Here is a 19,604-nt window from a genome sequence, read left to right on the forward strand (position 1 = left end):
TTCATTTAGCTCACCTTCTATAGGGTAGCCCTATTTCCGCCCTGCTGTACTAGTGACAATAAAGGCATTCGGAATATTAATCAGTCCAACTAGATAACCATAGAGGGTTCCTGCCATTGCCATAACAAAAGGCAGACCTCCTAGTCGGCGGGCATTAGGAAGATTTTGGCAAACAGCTATAAGACTAATCGCTGTGACTAAAAACGGCGCAAGTAGCATGGGGCTAGGTTCAGTATAGCTACTGCGAAAATCAGCAACACGTCGAACAAATGGTGTCAGAAACCAGATCCACCACGTGAAACCGTTGTAAAGAATAGGTGCCCGAAAATATAGGTATATGCCTACAGCAAGTGCGATAACAGGAAAGGTAACGGTTAGAATTTTGCCAGCCCCACCGATCGCGGCAAGAGCCGTAAAAACTATGAATACTAAAATTACTGTCCAAGGTAGAGTTGGTTTCTTGAAACCTAGGGGCGATTTTGCGATCGCAGGCTGCTCTGAGAGAATTTGTCTATGGGACACGCTATATCTCCAAAATTACTTTCTACCTTGATTCCAAGTCTGCACTCCCTGCCATCTACCACGTAAGGATGCTAGGAATTTTTCATTTGATAGTACTCCTTCTCTTGGGAGTAGTTGCAACCATTTTAAGAAGCTTATTATGGTGGCTACTAATAAAAAAACAATTCGTCGTATGGGGGATAGGTAATCTAGTAGCGCTAAGGTTTCATTATGAACTTGGTTTTCCAGGGCGATCGCACTGAATTTCTCTCTCAGATCTTCATCAAAACGCTGCGCTGGGAAGTGATCGACTGCAACTTTAGGATCGAAAATGATTTTCCATCCTGCTTGTTTTAAGCGTAACGAAAATGCTAGCTCAAAATGTACTTGGGCTCCCGTGCCGCGCATACGTTCGTCAAAGCGAAGTTCGGCGATCGCATCTCGCCTAAAACTCATGTTTACGCCTTTCAATACATACACCTCTTGAGGTTCACCCACTCCGAGATGATGGTTGCCAATTACCATCCCATGCCACCGCATCTGACCAACCACTTTCCGTTCGCCTACTTCTTTAATTTCAGTGCCAACATACTGCCAGTCCCGTCCGCCAACACCGCCAATTTTCTCGTCTTTTAAAAAATAGGTTTCAATGCGTTCTAGCCAATCAGCATGAGGGGCAGCATCATCATCCGTAAAAGCGATAATATCTCCTGTAGCAGCATCAAGTCCGCAATTCATGGCGGCAACTACACCTGGAACCTTTACTATTAAAGCCTGTAACGGCAGAAGCTCTGCATTGTAGGATTGCAGAAAAGTCCAAGTTTCAGCATCTGTATCCCGCACAGTTACGAATAGCTGATCGACTGGGCGTGTTTGCCTTTTAAAAGCTTCCAAACAACGCTCCAAATCTTTAGGTCGTTGGTAAGTGGGAATAATTGCTGCGATCTTCATACTTGTACTTGTACTTTGGTAAGTTCCTCAAATATTTCCACATATTTCTGCGCAATGCTCGTCCAACTATGTCGTTCTGCGATCGCTCTGGCAGCATGTCCCATTCGATCTCTCTGGTTGCGATCGCTGGCTAGCTTGGTCAGTGCTTCTGCTAAAGCTTGGATATCTTCTGAGTCGGGTAAGACAATTCCACAGTCTGGTGTAATAATTTCTGCCCCCCCTGCACTATTCGCCGTAATCACAGGCAGTCCAGAGGCGATCGCTTCGAGTAAAACCAACGTACAAGCCTCATAGCGTGAGGGAAATACAAAGAAATCCGCTCCCTTCATAAGCTCTGAAACATCACGGCGGAAGCCTAGGAAATGAACTCTTTGACTCAAGTTTAAGTCAGATACAAGTTTAGGAAAAGGACTTCCCTCAGTAGTTCCTGCCACGGCTAGGTGCAAATCAGGTGTGTTTACCAGAGCCCTTAGCACCGAATCTAGGTTTTTGCGACTGGTGAGGATGTCACCCACAAATAGGGCAAGTGTGACGCCTTCAGGCAAGCCCAACTTTAGGCGATCGCTCGTACCTGGTGAAAATTCATGTAAATCGACTCCATTTAAAATGACTCGAATTCGATCTGATGGAACCCCGATATTTAGTAATTCCTGCTTTACCTTCTCAGATACTGCCACAACGATATTTGTTTTCTGAAAGGCTTTTTTCTCCCAATAAGCGTTTAAGGCGCTAAAGAGCCACTGATAAGCACCATAAAGATCTCGACGTAGCTGCCAAGGATGAACGTGCGATCGCAGCCAAGAAGTATGTACAAAATGTACAGCATTTATATCTGATCGCTCGTTTGTATTTGCACCATTCACCATCACTACATCAAGTCCGGCACGATGCCGAGCTAACCAACGCGCACATTGCCAAGAAAATGCCAACCCGCCCAATATTTGGGTAGGCCACTTTTGAACCTGAATTTCAATCCAGTGGGCTTGGGGACTTTGCTGTAGCTCTAAATCTACACTGCTAGCCAACATAGTGACATCATGACCACAACGGATAGCCTCCCAAGCAATTTCATAATTGACTCGGCTTTGACCATCACCTTTCATAATGTTACGCGTAACAATACAAATTTTCATGCAATTAAAATTCTCCAGCTATTTGAATTAATCGCGTTCAACCTCGTAGGGGAATTTCAGCGAAAAAACGCGAAAGACAAACAAGATAGAGACTCTAAGCCATTCTCTTACTAATTCTTTACATTGAATACCAAAGATAACTAATGGATAGCAATAAAGGATAACTTTATCTAAGACTGGGATTCTGCTTTGGCTTAATTCTTCGATAACTTCAATACATCGATTGAAACAGAAAGGATCGGAAAAGTACTGTTCCCAAGCTTCTCTAGCTAATCGCCCTCTCTCTTCAGATTCTGAAATATGCCTTTCAGCAATTGCCACAAGGTTGTCAATTGCTGATTCTTTCACAAAAAGAGCGAAACTTTGCCAATCAGGTCCACTAGGAGGTAACCAAACATCAGAAATTATAATCGGAGCTACCCCAAGTTCCATAACTTCAAATAGGCGGATACTATTTGAACCAATTCCTCTAGGACAGAGTGCAAACTTTGACTGACGTATCACTTCCACATAACTTTTCTGAATCGCTTCGCGATTTTGCTGTTCGTCACTCCAGTGATTGTAAGTACCCGTACTGCATCGAACTACAACATCATCTCTTTGAAAATTGAGCTTAAGTAGACGCTTGCGAACCCAAGATGTCGAGCCACCGATAAATGAGAATAGATACTGCTTTTGATTGTTTAGTCCTGATGAATTTCGATCTGATACCTCTGGCTCGGAATTTAGAAAAGCATTGCGGCGATGGCGATTAAATAAGTAAGAGCATCCTCGCACGCGATGTTTATGAAAAAATTTAATGGCACTGGCATATAACCCAGGAATAATTAAATGAGGTCTGTCAGCACAATCAAGTGCATAACATTTATGTAAAAACTTGTAGAGAAACTGACGGTTGTGATGGTACGTGAAAAGTGTGTCAGGGACAAAAATGATATCTGCTTCTTCGGGATCTTCAGTAAACGTATGAATTTGAGGTTGTGCTAACTTAGCCCAATCGTACAATTGGTCTATTCGATACATCATCATAGGATTGCAAGGACTGACATAAATTTTCATCTTTAATTACCTTTACCACAATGAAAAGTTCTGATTCGCCCAATTAGGCATCTAAAACATATTGTTGGATGTTTCTCAAGATCCTAGAACGATCATAATATTTAATCGCAGATTCACGTGCAGATTTCCCGAGTCTCTCACACAAAAAATCGTTTTTGAGCAGTTCTAGGCAGGCTTGAGCAAATTCTCTAGGGCTATTTTGCATGAGAAATTCTTGCCCATCAGACATCATTAACCCTTCAGCACCGATCGCTGTAGCAACAATTGGCTTACCATAGGCAGCAGCCTCAACCATTTTGATCCGAGTTCCTCCTCCAGACAAGATCGGACAACAAACAACTCGCGATCGCTGATAGAGGGCATCCAAATTCTCTACAAACCCAGTAAATTCAACCCCATGAGGAGCTTGATTATAGCTGCGAATTCTCTGGGGCTCTCGACCTGCAATTATGAGTTTGGCTTCTGGCATTGCTTCGTAGATATGCGGCCAAATCTTTTCGATTAAAAAGTCTGCTGCATGGAAGTTTGGTTCATATTGATAACTAGCTAAGAGCAGTAAGGTTGGTTCTACGACAATTGGCTGAGGCTCTGGAATATTTACTGTATTGGGAACGACTTCAACTCCACGAAGCCTCCATGTTTCGGCAAGATAACGGCGATCGCCTTCAGAACAGACAAATGTCACCTTTGCACGACGAATCGCCTGTAACTCTCCCCACCAGAGTGCAGGGATTTGCAAGCCATAGAACCAGGGCTCCAATTGTTTAGGCAGTTGCTTTAAAGTCCTTAAAAAGTTGATGTGTTCGATATCATCCAAATCTAAGACAATGGGAGGTAAAGGTTGAGAGGTCAGTAAAGCAGGAGCGATCGCACCTAAACGGTGAGCAAAAATAATGTCAGGTTTGCGTTGCAAACATTGCTCAAAGGCTCTAACCTGCTCGACTCCACTGGTACCGAAAAATAAAAGTTGCTTAGCAAAATTAAAAATCCCCTGTAAATGCCGTTGCCATTTTGGGAGATAGTCTGGGTGACTAAATAGATGACACAAAGAGATATGAATTGGGACATTCCAATGCTGAGAAAGTTCCTGTTCTTTGAATATGCGAGTATCTTCAGAAATATCAATCTCTGGTGAAACGTAGTAGAGAATATCTATTTGTGCAATTTCCTTGATTGCATCAATCAACATGCCCATCCGTTGATATGTTCCATAGGTGCTAGTGCGCAGGTCATTTGGGAAATGGCGAGAAATAAATAAAATTCTCATAATTTGTCTAATTGGGGTTGGGATGAGAATGCTGATTTATAGAAGTGTAAAGGGTCAGATGTCGATCGATGATATTAGGTAGCGATAATTTCTGTCCCAATCTTGCTACTTTAATGCTCAGAGTTTCACGATCCCGCTTTAAGAACTCTTGAATGGCTGCTGCCAGCGCTATGGGCGTATAAGGCTTGAAAACTTGGATTGCATCTGGCTCGATCAGGTTATATTCACTAATCTGAGGCAGATCGAAGGCAAGAATAGGGCACCCTACAGAAATCCAAGTAGAAATAGAACCTGAGGCTGAAAATGCAATAAAGGCACAAATTGCTAAGTCGGTAGCAAGTAAATAAGACTCCAGCTCTATCTCAGACAAATATCCTGTAACCCGAATACGATGATCCACTCCTTTCTCTTGAGCTAGCTTATGCAAAAAATCTACAAACTCTCTATCCGCGTCTGCATTTCCTGCAAAAACTACTTGGATATCATCAGGTAAATACGGGAGTGCTTCTACAACCAATTGATAGCCTTTAGGACGAAAAATAAACCCTAGAATTGTTATGACTCTTTTTTTGACTAAATTTAAAGAATTACGCGCTTCAACTGGTGTGGTTGAAAGAGAGCGAGTTTCAACAAAATGTGGAATAATTTTTAGTTTTTTGGGATCCACGTGGCTGTCTAAACGCTGCGCTTCCTCTTGAGAGCATACAAGAATTAAATGAGCATGCTTTGTAAGTTCTCTCAATGTTGCTGTGGCTGCACCAAAGTTATGAATCCACCAACTTTTTACAACTCGAACAGCCTTTCTCAATGTAGAAATTGATGATGCTTCTTCAGGGGATGGATCGGAACCGAACGTTTTAATGCCAAAGGCAGAAAAAAGTTGAGGTACCATATACTTAAGAATTCCTTTAACTCCTGTCGGTACATAGTAAACATCATGTAGTGTAGCGACAATTGGACAGGGACAAGCATTTAAAAAGACTCGCAGGTGGACTAGCTGATCCCAGCCCGAGCCCCATAAGCGATCGTTAAAATAGCTAAATTGAATATGAACTAGATCTGAATCTGAGAGCCGTTGTGCAGCCTTGATTAGCACTTCTTGATTGTAGATTGGATTATCTGTTAAAACGATTTCAGCTTCCAAAACGTCCAAACTCGATCGCTGTTGAGACTCAGCCGCTAGTAATCGTCCATAGCGATTAATGCCATGTTCAAATGGCCCAAGGTGAAGATAACCAATTTTCATTGCTGATTAAGAATAGCCTTCATTGCTAAGTTGTATCCTTGCTCTCTCGCCTGTTTAAATTTCCGTTCTCTAGGTGCAAGTCGCCAGTTTTTGGGATTGAGTCTAAACGGCAGCACAAGTTTCAATTTTTCTTTCCAAGATAATCTATCTGCCTCTTTCCCCCTTAAGAAATATAGCATTACTCTAGAATAAACAGACTGTTCTACCATTCTGAGTAGATAGGATTCCTCAAGGCGATTAGGTGGCATTAAGTGCAATAATTTTAGGTCTTTGAAAACACCGATCCCCAATCCCATATCGCAAGCTGTGTAGGCAAAATCCATATCACCGCAGCTTAATAACATATTTCCTTGTCGATCTAGATTCGTTCTGCGGGGATCGTTTTGTAAAGAATGAGCATAGGTCTCTGCAACAGTCTTACGCACGCATAGACCTGCTCCAATGGGGGTGTTTTCCCAGTAGGGTGAGTTTGACCAGCGATCGCGATCGAATGTACGAATTCCTAAATATTCCCAAAACTCTTTTGTCCATTCTGGTGGTTCAATTTCAAAATCAGGTAGACATTGACCGCCCCATGCGCCCAACATTGGCCAATCTTGACTAAGTTTCAAGACATTTTCTAAATAATGTCGATCTAGGACATTATCATCATCTACAAAGATCAAGATTTGAGCCTGAGCAGATTGAATGCCACACATTCTCGCAGGAGTTAAACCTAAGCGTTCCTCTCTCACATGACGAGCGTTAGGATGCCAACTAAGATCGACTTCAGGTGCTAAAGGACGATTGCTAGCATTATCAATGATCAAAAGTTCCCATTGATCTAATGGTAAAGTTTGAGTCTTAAGAGCAGCTAAAGTTCTCCCTAAATACTCCGCTCTTGGATTGTGCGTACAAATAATGACACTAAGAAGTTGCATATATCGCTTGGTATAATGACAGTAATCGGAAAGTCAAAGAGCTGCCTTCGGAATTCAGAAATTTAAGTCAAACGTTTAAGTATAGCGATAATAAATAATATTTAGGTGCGTTAGCTATTAGACCATTGAACCTCTGATAGGAGCTTGCAGTGGGTTGGGAGTCCTATACTTCCAGTACCAAAAAAATCGCCGCCATCAACTCTTGCAGAAGCAGCATCCTCAATCCAATCAAATATTTCAGTGTCTGCATAGCTCATAAATAACAAAAATCGATATTCACCATTTGCTAGAGGCAATTTGTTTATAGAACAGGAAATGCTTCCAAACCCAGGATTTAATGAAAGGTTGTCATTTGTGAAATTGGTTCTAAACAGCATGACTCTGTTGTTTCTTTCGTCGAAAATGTCAAGGCTAACGACAACGTTATCTGTACGCTTTTCAAGGCTATTAAAATAACCTAATTCAAACCTGTAGTCTTTGCCAGACTGTAAAGCAGTAACTTCAGTACCTTCTTCATCGATAATTCTAAAACTCTCAAATCGCACTTTGCCATTTCCAGTTCGATCGGTTCTTTCTTTGAGCGAAATTCCCTTTGTTAAAGAATAGGCATTCCCTAGATATCCTCTAATTGCCTCTTGAGGATTACTATCTAATACGACTTTCCCAGATTGGAGAAGAATAGCACGGCTACACAATGCTTCAATTGCACTCATCTGATGGCTGACAAATATAACTGTCCGCCCCTCTTTTGTAGAAACATCTTCCATCTTGCCAAGACACTTCTTTTGAAACTGAGCATCTCCAACTGCTAGTACTTCATCTACTATTAGAACCTCTGGATCTAAATGAGCCGCGACTGCAAATGCAAGCCGAACGTACATCCCAGATGAATAGCGTTTGACTGGGGTATCTAAAAACTTCTCAACCTCAGCAAACGCTATAATCTCATCAAACTTACGTTTTATCTCTTCTTTACCCATACCTAAGATGGCACCATTAAGGTAAATATTTTCTCGCCCAGATAACTCTTGATGAAACCCTGTTCCTACCTCCAGTAAGCTAGCGACTCTACCTCTAATAGCAATCTTGCCATGAGTTGGCTCTGTAACCCGACTCAAGATTTTTAGCAATGTTGATTTCCCTGCTCCATTGCGACCAATTACCCCAACCCTATCTCCTTGTTTAATTTCAAAGGAAATATCTTGAAGTGCCCAAAACTCTTCACGAGATGGATTTATCTCTTTGGTAGAAGAGGGGAGAAACTTTTGCCCTATGGACTTTACAGTATTGCTGATGGATTCTCTTAGAGACTTGTTGGACGACAGTCCTTGTTTGTGACTGATAATATACTTTTTGCCCAGATTTTCTACTCGAATCGCAGTTTCAGACATAAGTGCTTTGGTCTCCCGCAATAGTTTTATGTTTAGTCATAACCACTAAAAAAGTTTATAGGTTCTAAGTGGTGATTTGAGGTTTATAGATTTAGAAATATCTACTAGAAAGAGTATTCCTAAATTACATCAGCAAATGTTCTCTCCATTCTGCGAAAATACCAAATTCCGCTCCAAAGCAATAAAAATATCAAAGCCAGAGACAATGCAAAGCCAGGGAGATAAAGCTCTGAATTACCTTTCAAAATCGCCCAACGAAACCCATCAATTACCCCGACCATAGGGTTTAAAGAGTAAACAAATCGCCATTGCTCAGGTATGATGCTGCTACTAAAGCCTACTGGTGAAATATACAGACCAAGCTGAACGATAAAGGGAACAACAAATCGAAAGTCTCGATATTCGACGGTCAAAGCAGCTAACCACAGTCCAACACCCATAGATGCCAAAAAAGCGATCAAAACAAATAGTGGCAAGGTTAAGATGCGCCAATCAGGAACAAAATTATACCAAGCCATTAGCCCCAGTAAAATCATGCCAGAAATCATGAAATCTACAAAGCTAACAATTACAGCACTAGTAGGGACGATTAAACGTGGGAAGTAGACCTTAGAAATTAAGTTTGAGTTGGTAACTAGACTATTGCTACATTCGCTTAAGGCATTGGAAAAGAATTGCCAAGGTAGCATGCCGGCAAACACCAAAATTGGATAAGGAACACCAGTAGGTGAAGGAAGCTTAGCTAATTGTCCAAACACCACGGTAAATACAACCATTGTCAAAAATGGTCGAATTAGCGCCCAAGCTACCCCGATCGCGGTCTGCTTGTAACGCACCAAAATATCACGCCATGCAAGGAAATAAAATAGTTCTCGGTAGCGCCATAAATCTTGCCAGTACTGACGTTCAGTACGTCCTGCTTCAATTACGATTTCTTTTTGAGAGGCAATATCTGGATTGTTCATATATATTAAATTGATGCAATCATGGTTATTTAACTTCTTGTAGGCAGTTGTCTAAAATATAACCAAGTTCCTCGATATAGGGACTTTCGTATACTTCAAGATGTTCGCACGGAATAGTATAAGTCTCGACTTTCCCCGTTAATAGCCCCTCCCATCCATAGTAGGGGAAGAGCCAAGACAAATCAGAGTTAAATATGTCTTTTGACCCAATTTTGAGCCCACTCTTGGTGGATTTAACTAATACCACTCTGCCAGAATACTCTTTAAGTACATAACGATTTGCAGCTTCATCCAGTAGGGTTATTGTCTGAGATTTTACGAGATCGATCCCAATCTGAGGTACATTGCGAGTAAACTCAGCTCTGCGTTGCAGTCTCTTTTGAATATACTGCCATTTTTCACGAAGAGATAGTGGAGCAAGTTGAAACCAGTCAAACGTCAGGGAACAAAAATACCAATCAAGTTTTCCAAACAAGCGATGAAGAGAGGATGGACCAAATTTATCAATAAGTGCTAATAGAGCTACTTCTCTCCCTTGCTTTTGCAATTGATGTGTCATCTCCATAGCAACGAGCCCTTCATAACAATATGCCCCGATCGCGTAAGGTCCCTCGGTTTGAACGCTAAGTAGTTCGTCTACCAAAAGGGTAGCGATCGCTGAAATATAGTTTTCTGGAGAATGTAAGGGCTCCCAACTATTTACAGGCATCGTATAGATTGGTTGTTGTAAGCCTAACTTCTTGCTAACGTTAATATCTCCAATCCAAACAAAAGGCTGAGGCGATCGCATTTTTGTTGGAGATGTTTCTATAATTAGACCCCGTTTTCCTAAATGCTTTCCAGGACGTCCAGCACTATAAGAAAGTAAAGCTCGATAGTCTTGCAGACTAAGCCCTGAAGGAAGATCGTCAGCAGTGATTGTCTCAGATGGCTTTTCACGAATCGATTGGGCAATCTCTTCTATGGTACTGATCTGAAAGAATGAAGACAGAGGAAGATGATAATTAAAAGTTTTCTCAATTTCTGCAACTAAACGTACCGAGAGGAGTGAATTACCACCCAACTCAAAAAAATTGTCGTGAATACCAATATCATGACGACCTAAAAGCTTTTCCCATATATTTGCCAGTAGTTGTTCGACTTCATCACGTGGAGAAATCAAGTTCTCGTTCCTTTGTGTTGCAATGTCAAGATCGAGTAGGGCTCGTCGATCTACTTTGCCATTTTGGGTCACAGGTAGGTTGTCTAAGACCACAAAACTAGTGGGTATCATATAATATGGCAGTTTTCGCTGGAGAAAACTCCTGAGCGCTTCAATATCGAGCGACTCATCTTGTTGCACAGCTAGATAGGCAACTAGGGATCTATCCGAGGGGGCATCGTGACACAGCACGATTGCTTGTTTAACAACAGGATATTGTTCTAATTTTGTTTCAATCTCGATCGGTTCAACTCGAAAGCCACGAATCTTGATCTGGAAATCAACTCGACCAATAAACTCTAGATTGCCATCAGGTAAATAACGGACTGTATCGCCTGTTTTGTACAGACGATCCTTGGGATCGCTAGAAAAAGGATTAGGAATAAAGCGCCGAGTAGTAATATCTGGACGATTGAGATAACCACGGCTCAGACCAACTCCACCAATGTATAACTCACCCTTAACGCCAATTGGAGAAGGCTGTAAGTTTCGATCTAGAACATAGGTCTGAAGATTTGCGATCGCCCGACCGATAGGAATCTCAGCATCAGGAGGGAGCTCTGTACTAGAACTATGGGGATCGTAGATCGTAGCAGTTATAGTTGTCTCTGTAGGTCCATAGGCGTTGAGCCATCTAGGGAAAGCCCCAACTAGCGATCGCCATTTCTGGTAAACCGATTTAGACACTTTTTCACCTCCAACAACTACAAGGCGAAGATCTGGAGAAAATGGTTGTTCGATCGAGGAAATTCCATTGACTAGTTCATGCCAAAAAGCCGTGGGTAAGTTTATGACCGTAATCGCTTGCTGCTTGACGATCTCCAGAAAATTAGTAATGGAGGTATAAATTTCAGATGGAGGCAAGACAACTGTTCCCCCATTCAGCCAGGTCGGGAAAATTTCTTCGACCGCAACATCGAAGCTGATATTAGAGAACTGCAAAACGCGATCGCAACTGTTTAGCTCGTATGCTTTGCTAAGGGCAAGGCAGTGATTTATCAGGCTTTGATGTTCGATCATTACACCTTTGGGTTCGCCTGTCGAATCTGATGTATAAATTACGTAGGCTAAATTTTCTGAATTCGTGACGCATTCCAAATTGTGTGTATGATAAAGTGCGATCACTTCCCAATCAGTATCTAAAGAAATTACCTTTGCACCATAGTCTAAGAGTGTGTAGACCATATTTGGTTGGGGCAACATCAGAGATACTTTAGCATTGCGTAATTTGGAAGCTCGGCGTTCGTGAGGATAGGCAGGATCTAATGGAATATAGGCTCCACCTGCTTTAAGAATGCCTAGCATCCCCACTAACATCGCCACGAAACTGTCGATGCAAAGTGCCACAAGTGTTTCCTTCACGACACCTTGCGCTTTAAGATAATGTGCCAGTTGGTTGGCGCGAGCATTCAGCTCTTGGTAGGTCAACTGCTCGCCTTTGGCAGCGATCGTGATCGCCTCAGCAGATTTGGCTGCCTGAGCCTCAAACATTTGACAGAACTCGGGGATTGGGAAAGAAAACTGCGAACTTTCTCTGCAATCCGTCTTGGCGATCATTGCACGCGAAATAGATAACTCATCTACTGCACTCGAAGTTTTCATATGGCGGTTGGATGAGTTCGATTAGCATACTTTTGTGAGGTGCCCCATGGACTGAATCTCAATTTAGTGAGTCCATCTTTGGTTACATTTTTTGGTTTGGAAACAAGATTTTGATTTTTCATACACCAGATCAAATTTGTTCGAGACATTTACTTAAAATTCTTCCTAGCTTCTCAGCATAAGGATTTAGGGGTAACTCTAGATGTCGGCATGGAATTTTGTGAACTTCGACCTTTCCTGTGAATATCCCTTCCCACCCATCGCAGGGAAATAGCCAAAACCAGTCAGTAATCAGTAGGTCTCGGGTCGTACCAGTAAGTGGACTTTTTGTAGACTTAATTAACGCTACCTTACCAGAATACACTTTCGGTACATAGCTTCTTGTCGCTTGGATATGTAAGTCATAGGCTTTAGGAGTGACTGGATTATATTCCTCACGAGCTACTTCTTCAGATTGTCGAGCATTATCTGAAATGTTTTTTACCCCAAATGGCAATCTATGACGGATATACTGCCATTTCTCCTTGAGTGATAAGGGGGCAAGTTTTAAAAGATGATAAATTGGAACTTTAAAGTAGATGTCATAATCCATCAGAAAACGGTGCAAGCGAGAAGGACCTGAACGATCAATAATTGCAAGCAGTGCGACTTCTTTCCCCTGCTTTTGCAATAGCTGCGCCATTTCCAGTGCTACTAAGCTTTCGTAACAATATGCCCCAATTACATAGGGACCTGTTGGTTGAGCTGTAAGCAATTCATCGACAAGTAGAGGCGCGATCGCGGCGGTGTAGGTTTCGGGCGATTGTAAATCAGTCCAACTGGTGGCGGCGATCGAGTAGATCGTATTATGCGGCAATTTCAGGCGTTTGCTAAATTCCAGATCGCCAATCCACACAAAGGGTTGCGTCGATGGGCCTGCAGTTGAAGGTTCTGCTGGAGGAATTTCTACAACTAAACCAAGTTTGCCTAAATGTTTACCGATTCGCCCAGCATTAAAAGATAGCAAAGCCCGATAATCTTCTAAACATAGTCCTTCTGGAAGATTATCGGCGGCGATCGTCGTTTCGGAGGGCTTTTCGCGAATCCATTGGGCGATCTCAGCGATCGTTCCGATCTGGAAAAATGATGAAAGCGGGAAATAGTAGCTAAAAGTTTTCTCAATTTCTGCAACCATGCGTACAGATAAGAGAGAATTACCACCCAATTCAAAAAAGTTGTCGTGAATTCCGATCGCTCGATCGCCTAACAGTTTTTTCCAGATACCGACGAGTTGCTGCTCTAATGGATCGCGGGGATCGGTCGTTTTTTCTGAGAGATTTGCGATCATATCGGTAGTGACTAAGGCATAGCGATCGATGTAGCCATGGGCGGTTAAAGGCAGTGCGGCGATCGACGCAAAAGTGCTTGGGATAATGTAGCTTGACAACCGCGTTTTTAGGAAAGTTCTCAGTTCAGTGCTTGTAATAGTGCGATCGGGCTGAAGCACGACAAAGGCTGCTAGTTCTTTGGAATCGTTAGCAGCGCAGCCGTCCATGGGATCCTTAGCGGATTTTTGAGAGGAGCGATCAGAAGCTGGACGAATTAAAACGCAAGACTCTCGCACGGCAGGATGCCGATTTAGTATCGCTTCGACCCTGCCAAGTTCGATGTGCAAGCCGTGGAGCGAGACCAACGCCTCAGCACCGACAAATTCCAGCGTACCATCAGGTAGATAACGCGCTAAATCTCCAGTTTTGTAAAGAAGAGTATCTTTTTGTTGGCTGAAGGGATTTGCAATAAATGCAGGAGGCGTCAATTCAAGCTGGTTGAAATAGCTTGTCAAGCGATCGTCACGAATGTACAGTTCGCCCACAATTCCGATCGGTACCAATTGGCGATCACGATCGAGGACGTAAGCTTGGGTATTGGCGATCGGGCGTCCGATCGGAATCGTTGTATGTTCGGGAAGTGTCTGCCCCACTTCATGACAGCAGGTGAAGTCAGCATTTTCAGCGACTTGATAGACATTAAACAAACGACACTTGGGCAAAAATTCGCGAAATCTTTCTACGTGGGCAGGCGACAACCAATCTCCGTTTGCATCCCCACCGACATACAGTTTTTGAAGAGATACTAAATTTCCCGATCGATTCCCAAATTCCCAATCAACTAAGCGATGGAATAATCGGATTGGGAGCGATAAGGTGGTGAGTTGATGCTGCTGAATTGTTTGACCTAAAAGCTCTGCGGAGAAAGGTGTACTATGTGTCGTCGAGAGTATGCTCGCATGGTGAGTCAGTTCCACTTGCGCTTCAAATTCGGCTTCAAATTGCTCTTGGACTTCTTGAGACCGATCGGTACTAGCTTGAATTGAGGTGGGAGGATTCCATTCATGCAAAATTTGTTGCCGTTCCTCAGGTGTAAGCAGTGGCAGTTCCGAAATCTTACAGTCAGGGTTTGCCACGATGCCTTCCAATAAGGTTTCAAAATGTCCTAACATGCGCGCAATCGTGCTGGAATCGAACAAGTCGGCATTATAGTCAAACACCATGCCCAAGCCTTCATCTTGCTCGCGCATGACTAAAATCAGATCGTACTTAGTCTTGCCGTGGTAGATGTACCCAAATAAGGAAGTAAAGGTGAGATCAGGTAATTGCACCGATGCCATGCCACGTCCGTTTGACCAAGGTGGATTCAGAGCAAACTTGACTTGAAAAAGCGGCGATCGGCTCTGGCTTTGTTCCGCGCTCAGTTCTTCGACTAATTTCTCGAAAGGCAAATCTTGATGGGTATAGGCTTCGAGTGAGGCTGCACGCACTCGATCGAGCAGTTCGCGAAACGTGGGATCTCCTTCAAAGTTGATGCGCTGAATCAATGTATTTGAGAAGAAGCCAATCAATCCTTCTGTTTCTACCTGACCGCGACCCGCACTAGCAAAGCTAATCAGAATATCCTTTTGCTGCGAATAGCGATGTAAGAGAATTTCAAATGTGGCAATCAGTGTCATAAACTGAGTTGCACCTAATTTTTGACTGAGACTGAGGACGGCTGCATTTAAAAATTTAGGTAGCATGCGCGCACAGCGATCGCCGCGATAGGTCTGGATGATCGGTGGACGGGGACGATCAGTGGGCAACTTGATCACGGGCAAATCGCCTTCCAATTTCTGCTTCCAGTAGTTGAGTTGGGTTGCCAAAACTTCGCCTTGCAGCCACTGGCGTTGCCAATGGGCAAAATCGACGTATTGCACTGAGAGCGCGGGAAAAGGCAAAGGCTGTCCGTTTAAAAAAGCACCATAGATCGCGGTCAGATCGCGATAAAAGACATCCGAAGATGCGCCATCGCAAATTATGCAGTGCATATTCCAAACCATCAGATGTTCGCGATCGCTCAATTGCACTAACAACAAACGTAAAATGGGTCCTGTCGATAAGTTGAAGGAACTTCGAGCTTCTTGGGTCGCCAGTCGGAGGGCTTCCGCATCGCGCTCTCTCTCAGGCAGTTGCCTCAGATCGACAATTGGAAGATCGATAGCCATGTCGTCTACAATTACCTGAGTTGGCTGTCCGTCTACAGAGGGGAAATGCGTACGCAGAACTTCATGCCGACGCACTAGCGCCTCAAGGCTTTGCTTCAGCAATGCCACATTCAGCACACCCGTCAGCTTCACCACAACGGGCATATTGTTAGAAGAGCTTTCTGGCTCAAACTGATGCAAAAGCCAAAGCCGTTGTTGCGCAAATGATAATGGTAAATGCTCATTGCGATCGAGTTTAACGATAGGAGGAAGCTGCGAACTGATGCTTTCGGTAGCCTGCTTGAGAAACTTGAGAATTTCTACTTTGCGATTTTTTACCTCGGTAAGCAGTTCGGGCGTGAGAGCATCTTTCTCGGCGCGGTAGCGCAGACGATCATCCTCAACCCAAAGTGCAACCTCACGTTGGCGCAATTCCACCAAAAGTAGATCTAGTGTTCTCATAGCTCTCCTTCTTCATAATCATCCGTCAAAGTACTCTGTGGGGCTTGATTTCCACGCGCAGCCCAACGTAATGTTTCCACTCGACTGGCTAAGTCTTCTACTGTGGGAAGTTCAAATAGGCTTGCCAGCATTATTTGTACCTGTAAAGCTTGTCTGATGCGCGCAATCACTTGAATGCCAATCAGAGAATAGCCTCCGAGGTCAAAGAAATTATCGCGAATGCCGACTCGTTCAAGATTCATGACTTGTGCCCAGATAACTGCAATTTGCTGTTCGATCTCATTGCGAGGAGCGACATAATTAGCCGCAAGTTCTGGACGAAAGGCATCAGTTTGGGGCAGGGCTTTTCGGTCTACTTTGCCGTTGGGAGTGAGCGGCATAGATTCTAGAGCCATAAAAATGTTTGGTACCATAAAGTCTGGCAGGCTTTCTTTCAAAAAACGGCGCAGTTCTGGAATAAGTTGATTTATATCCGTCTCTGAATCGTGATCGGGAATAAAATAACCGACCAGCACTTTTTCACCTGAGATGTCTTGACGAGCGATCGCTGCGGCCTCCTTAACTGCTGGATGCAATAGCATCGTTGTTTCAATTTCTCCAAGCTCAATTCGGAAACCGCGCACTTTTACTTGAAAGTCAATTCTTCCCATGCATTCGATCTGACCATCTGGCATGAAACGAGCTAAATCTCCAGTTTTGTATAGGCGAGCATCTGACTGGGTAACAAATGGATTGGGAATAAACTTTTCTGCGGTCAACTCGGGTCGATTTAGATAGCCTCTTGCGACACCAATTCCACCGATGTGCAATTCACCCGCAACGCCAATGGGAACGAGTTGTAAGTGCTGATCGAGGATATAGGCTTGAGTATTAGAGAGTGGCTTGCCAATATAGATCGGTGTAGTACCTTCAGTGACCTTACAACCAGTAGTCCAGATTGTTGTCTCCGTGGGACCATAGAGATTCCAGAGCTCCGTACCTTTAGGGAGCAGTTGATTAGCAAGATCTCTAGATAGGGCTTCCCCTGTACTGACCATCTTTAACCTAGGACTGCCTTGCCAACCCGCCGTCAACAATAATCTCCAAGTCGCTGGAGTTGGCTGCATAAACGTAATTCCAGAAGTTTCTAGTTCTTTGATGAGTTGCAAGCCATCACTGGTGGCGGTACGACTTACCACAATCAATCGGGCTCCAACGGAAAGGGGAAGGAAGATCTCTGAAACGACTATATCGAAAGAAAGCGTAGTTACAGAAAGAAGTGTGTCTTCTGCGGTCAGACATTGCTGATTGCGAATGGCATTGAGTAGATTGACAACACTTCGATGTTCGATTTGCACGCCTTTTGGTTTTCCAGTCGAACCAGAAGTATAGATAATGTATGAAAGATTATTTGGCGTAACATCAGTGCTTGGAGGTTGCGACGCACTTAGTTCGCTACTTGCTGCCTGAATGCTTTCCCAATCGTGATCGAGACAAACAATGCGTACACTACAAGTTGATAAATTTGATTTTAGGCTCTCCTGTGTCAGAAGAACGGATATTTGGGAATCTTCTAGCATATATTCTAGACGTTCCTGAGGGTAATCAGGGTCAAGTGGCACATATGCTCCACCAGCTTTGAGGATTCCAAGGATTCCGACGATCGCATCTAAAGATCGCTCGCAAAAAATCCCCACTAGCGTTTCTTTCTTAACACCCAGACTGCTTAAATAATGGGCGAGTTGATTTGCTTTCCAATCTAGTTCTCCATAGGTAAGCTGCCGATTTTCATAGACAATTGCGATCGCATCGGGAGTACGTTCGACTTGTGCTTCAATCAATTGATGGATGCATAAATCTTGAGGAAATGGAGCTTCTGTCTGATTCCATTGCGCTAGTACCGCTCGTTCCGAACTTGGTAAAAGTGGGAGTGTCGCGATCGACTGTTCGGGATTAGCAATGATTCCCTCTAAAATTGTCTCTAGTTCTGCCATGCGACAACGGATTGTTTCGGAATCAAACAGATTGGTGTTGTACTGGGTTTCTAAAGTGACCTTGCCCGCTAGCTCAGTGGCATTCACAAATAATTCAAAGTTCTCATAAGCACGTGGGTTAGAAAATAGCTCGACCTTCAACCCGTCGAAGGGGAGCTTGCTTGAGTCTAGTCCTTGATCGATATTGAGTAATATTGGAGCCAGTGGAATTCGACTGGCATCGCGAGGAATAGATAACTTTTGGACTAAACTTCCGAAGGTAAATTGCTGATGGTCATAGGCATCTAAGACGGCGGTACGCCGACCCTGAAGATATTCACTGAAAGAATGCGTTCCATCGACTTGACTACGTAATGGTAGTAAATGGACGCAATGACCGACCAAATTGTAAAACCCACTAGCTGCCTGACCCGCAGCCGAAACACCGACGACCAAATCGTCTTGACCTGTCAAGCGATATAACCAGACTTCAAAACCTGACAAAAGCGTTGTCATGAAGCTACAACCATACTTCGTGCCAAGTTGTTTTAAGTTTGCGACCAAGTTTGGCGACAAATCCCAATCTTCGCGAGCCGAGCTAAATGTCCGTAAAGGCGGACGAGGGCGATCAGTGGGAAAATCGACCAAAGGAACTGAGTCAGCATATTGTTCTAACCAAAAGGCTTCTGTGGCGATCGCTTCTTCACTTTTTTCTGTCTCTTCGAGTGAAATTGCATATTCGCTAAACAATTCTGGATCTTCTAAATCTGGAGCCTCTCCATTTTTTAAGGCTGAATATAAGTTGCCCAAATCGGTCATCAGTAACGCCCAAGACCAGCCATCGCAAATAATATGATGCGCCGTGATCATCGCCAAATGTTCTTGCTCAGAAAGTTTGAGGATTTCGACGCGAAATAGCGGTCCATGCTCTAGATTGAATGGTTCAGTTACTGCTTTCCGTCTTTGCTGTACGATCCCTTGCTCTCGTTCTTGAGCAGATAGCCTTGATAAATCAAAAAAGGGAATTTCTAGATCGAGCGAAGAAGCAATACAAAGATTAGAGCCATTTGTACTAAAGGTAGTGCGCAGGGACTCGTGGCGCTGTACGAGTTGTTTGAGCGCAGTCTGAAATGCGACTAGATTTAAATCTCCTTCAAGCCGCATCGTCTGCGACTCATTGTAGGCACAGTTTGCATCATTGCCCATTTGTACCGATGCCCAAATTTCTTTTTGCGATTCTGTCGCTGGGGCAGTCAGCAAAATTTCCCCTGCGGCAAAGGGATCGAAATCAACAGCGGTAGTTATGGACTGCGGCTCAAACGGTGTTTGCATGATGTTGAGAAACCCTAAGAACAAGAAATATATTATGACAGTTTAGAGAGTTGGATTAGAGGTGAATTGTGGGTTGCAACTTATCTGGTCTGGATTTTAGCCGATAAAACGCAGGGGGGTAATCTA

12 protein-coding genes are annotated in these 19,604 nt (G+C 43.5%); all 12 read right to left on the reverse strand.

What is annotated here, in order from left to right; translation table 11 throughout:
- Window positions 1–30: 30 nt before the first annotated feature.
- Window positions 31–522, reverse strand: coding sequence for a hypothetical protein (locus V2H45_RS06550; protein ID WP_330482819.1), 492 nt, complete (start codon window positions 520–522; stop codon window positions 31–33).
- Window positions 523–537: 15 nt separating this feature from the next.
- Window positions 538–1,452 carry a glycosyltransferase family 2 protein gene (locus tag V2H45_RS06555; RefSeq protein WP_330482820.1) on the reverse strand — a complete coding sequence of 305 codons (915 nt, stop codon included), beginning with the start codon at window positions 1,450–1,452 and terminating at the stop codon, window positions 538–540.
- Window positions 1,449–2,585 carry a glycosyltransferase family 4 protein gene (locus V2H45_RS06560; protein ID WP_330482821.1) on the reverse strand — a complete coding sequence of 379 codons (1,137 nt, stop codon included), beginning with the start codon at window positions 2,583–2,585 and terminating at the stop codon, window positions 1,449–1,451. Before V2H45_RS06560 ends, V2H45_RS06555 begins: the two co-directional genes overlap by 4 nt.
- 27 nt (window positions 2,586–2,612) lie before the next feature.
- A complete protein-coding gene (locus V2H45_RS06565; protein ID WP_330482822.1) occupies window positions 2,613–3,644 on the reverse strand; it encodes an exostosin domain-containing protein in 1,032 nt (343 codons plus the stop codon).
- A gap of 43 nt (window positions 3,645–3,687) precedes the next feature.
- Window positions 3,688–4,911, reverse strand: a complete 1,224-nt coding sequence (locus V2H45_RS06570; protein ID WP_330482823.1) for a glycosyltransferase family 4 protein — start codon at window positions 4,909–4,911, stop codon at window positions 3,688–3,690.
- A gap of 7 nt (window positions 4,912–4,918) precedes the next feature.
- Complete coding sequence (locus V2H45_RS06575) at window positions 4,919–6,157, reverse strand: glycosyltransferase family 4 protein (protein ID WP_330482824.1); 1,239 nt, start codon at window positions 6,155–6,157, stop codon at window positions 4,919–4,921.
- Complete coding sequence (locus tag V2H45_RS06580; protein WP_330482825.1) at window positions 6,154–7,077, reverse strand: glycosyltransferase; 924 nt, start codon at window positions 7,075–7,077, stop codon at window positions 6,154–6,156. The genes V2H45_RS06575 and V2H45_RS06580 overlap by 4 nt, the downstream gene beginning before the upstream one ends.
- A 110-nt stretch (window positions 7,078–7,187) precedes the next feature.
- Entirely contained in the window at window positions 7,188–8,468 is a 1,281-nt protein-coding gene (locus V2H45_RS06585; protein ID WP_330482826.1) for an ABC transporter ATP-binding protein, read from the reverse strand.
- Window positions 8,469–8,587: 119 nt separating this feature from the next.
- Window positions 8,588–9,433: an ABC transporter permease gene (locus V2H45_RS06590; protein WP_330482827.1), complete on the reverse strand. Its 846-nt coding sequence runs from the start codon at window positions 9,431–9,433 to the stop codon at window positions 8,588–8,590.
- 25 nt (window positions 9,434–9,458) lie between these two features.
- Complete coding sequence (locus V2H45_RS06595; RefSeq protein ID WP_330482828.1) at window positions 9,459–12,236, reverse strand: non-ribosomal peptide synthetase; 2,778 nt, start codon at window positions 12,234–12,236, stop codon at window positions 9,459–9,461.
- 130 nt (window positions 12,237–12,366) lie between these two features.
- Window positions 12,367–16,194, reverse strand: coding sequence for a condensation domain-containing protein (locus tag V2H45_RS06600; protein ID WP_330482829.1), 3,828 nt, complete (start codon window positions 16,192–16,194; stop codon window positions 12,367–12,369).
- Window positions 16,191–19,478 (reverse strand): non-ribosomal peptide synthetase, encoded by a 3,288-nt coding sequence (locus tag V2H45_RS06605; RefSeq protein ID WP_330482830.1) that lies wholly within the window; start codon window positions 19,476–19,478, stop codon window positions 16,191–16,193. The genes V2H45_RS06600 and V2H45_RS06605 overlap by 4 nt, the downstream gene beginning before the upstream one ends.
- Window positions 19,479–19,604 lie beyond the last annotated feature (126 nt).

Origin of the sequence: Tumidithrix elongata BACA0141 (assembly GCF_036349135.1) — a bacterium.
GTDB classification, from domain to species: Bacteria; Cyanobacteriota; Cyanobacteriia; order Pseudanabaenales; family Pseudanabaenaceae; genus Tumidithrix; species Tumidithrix elongata.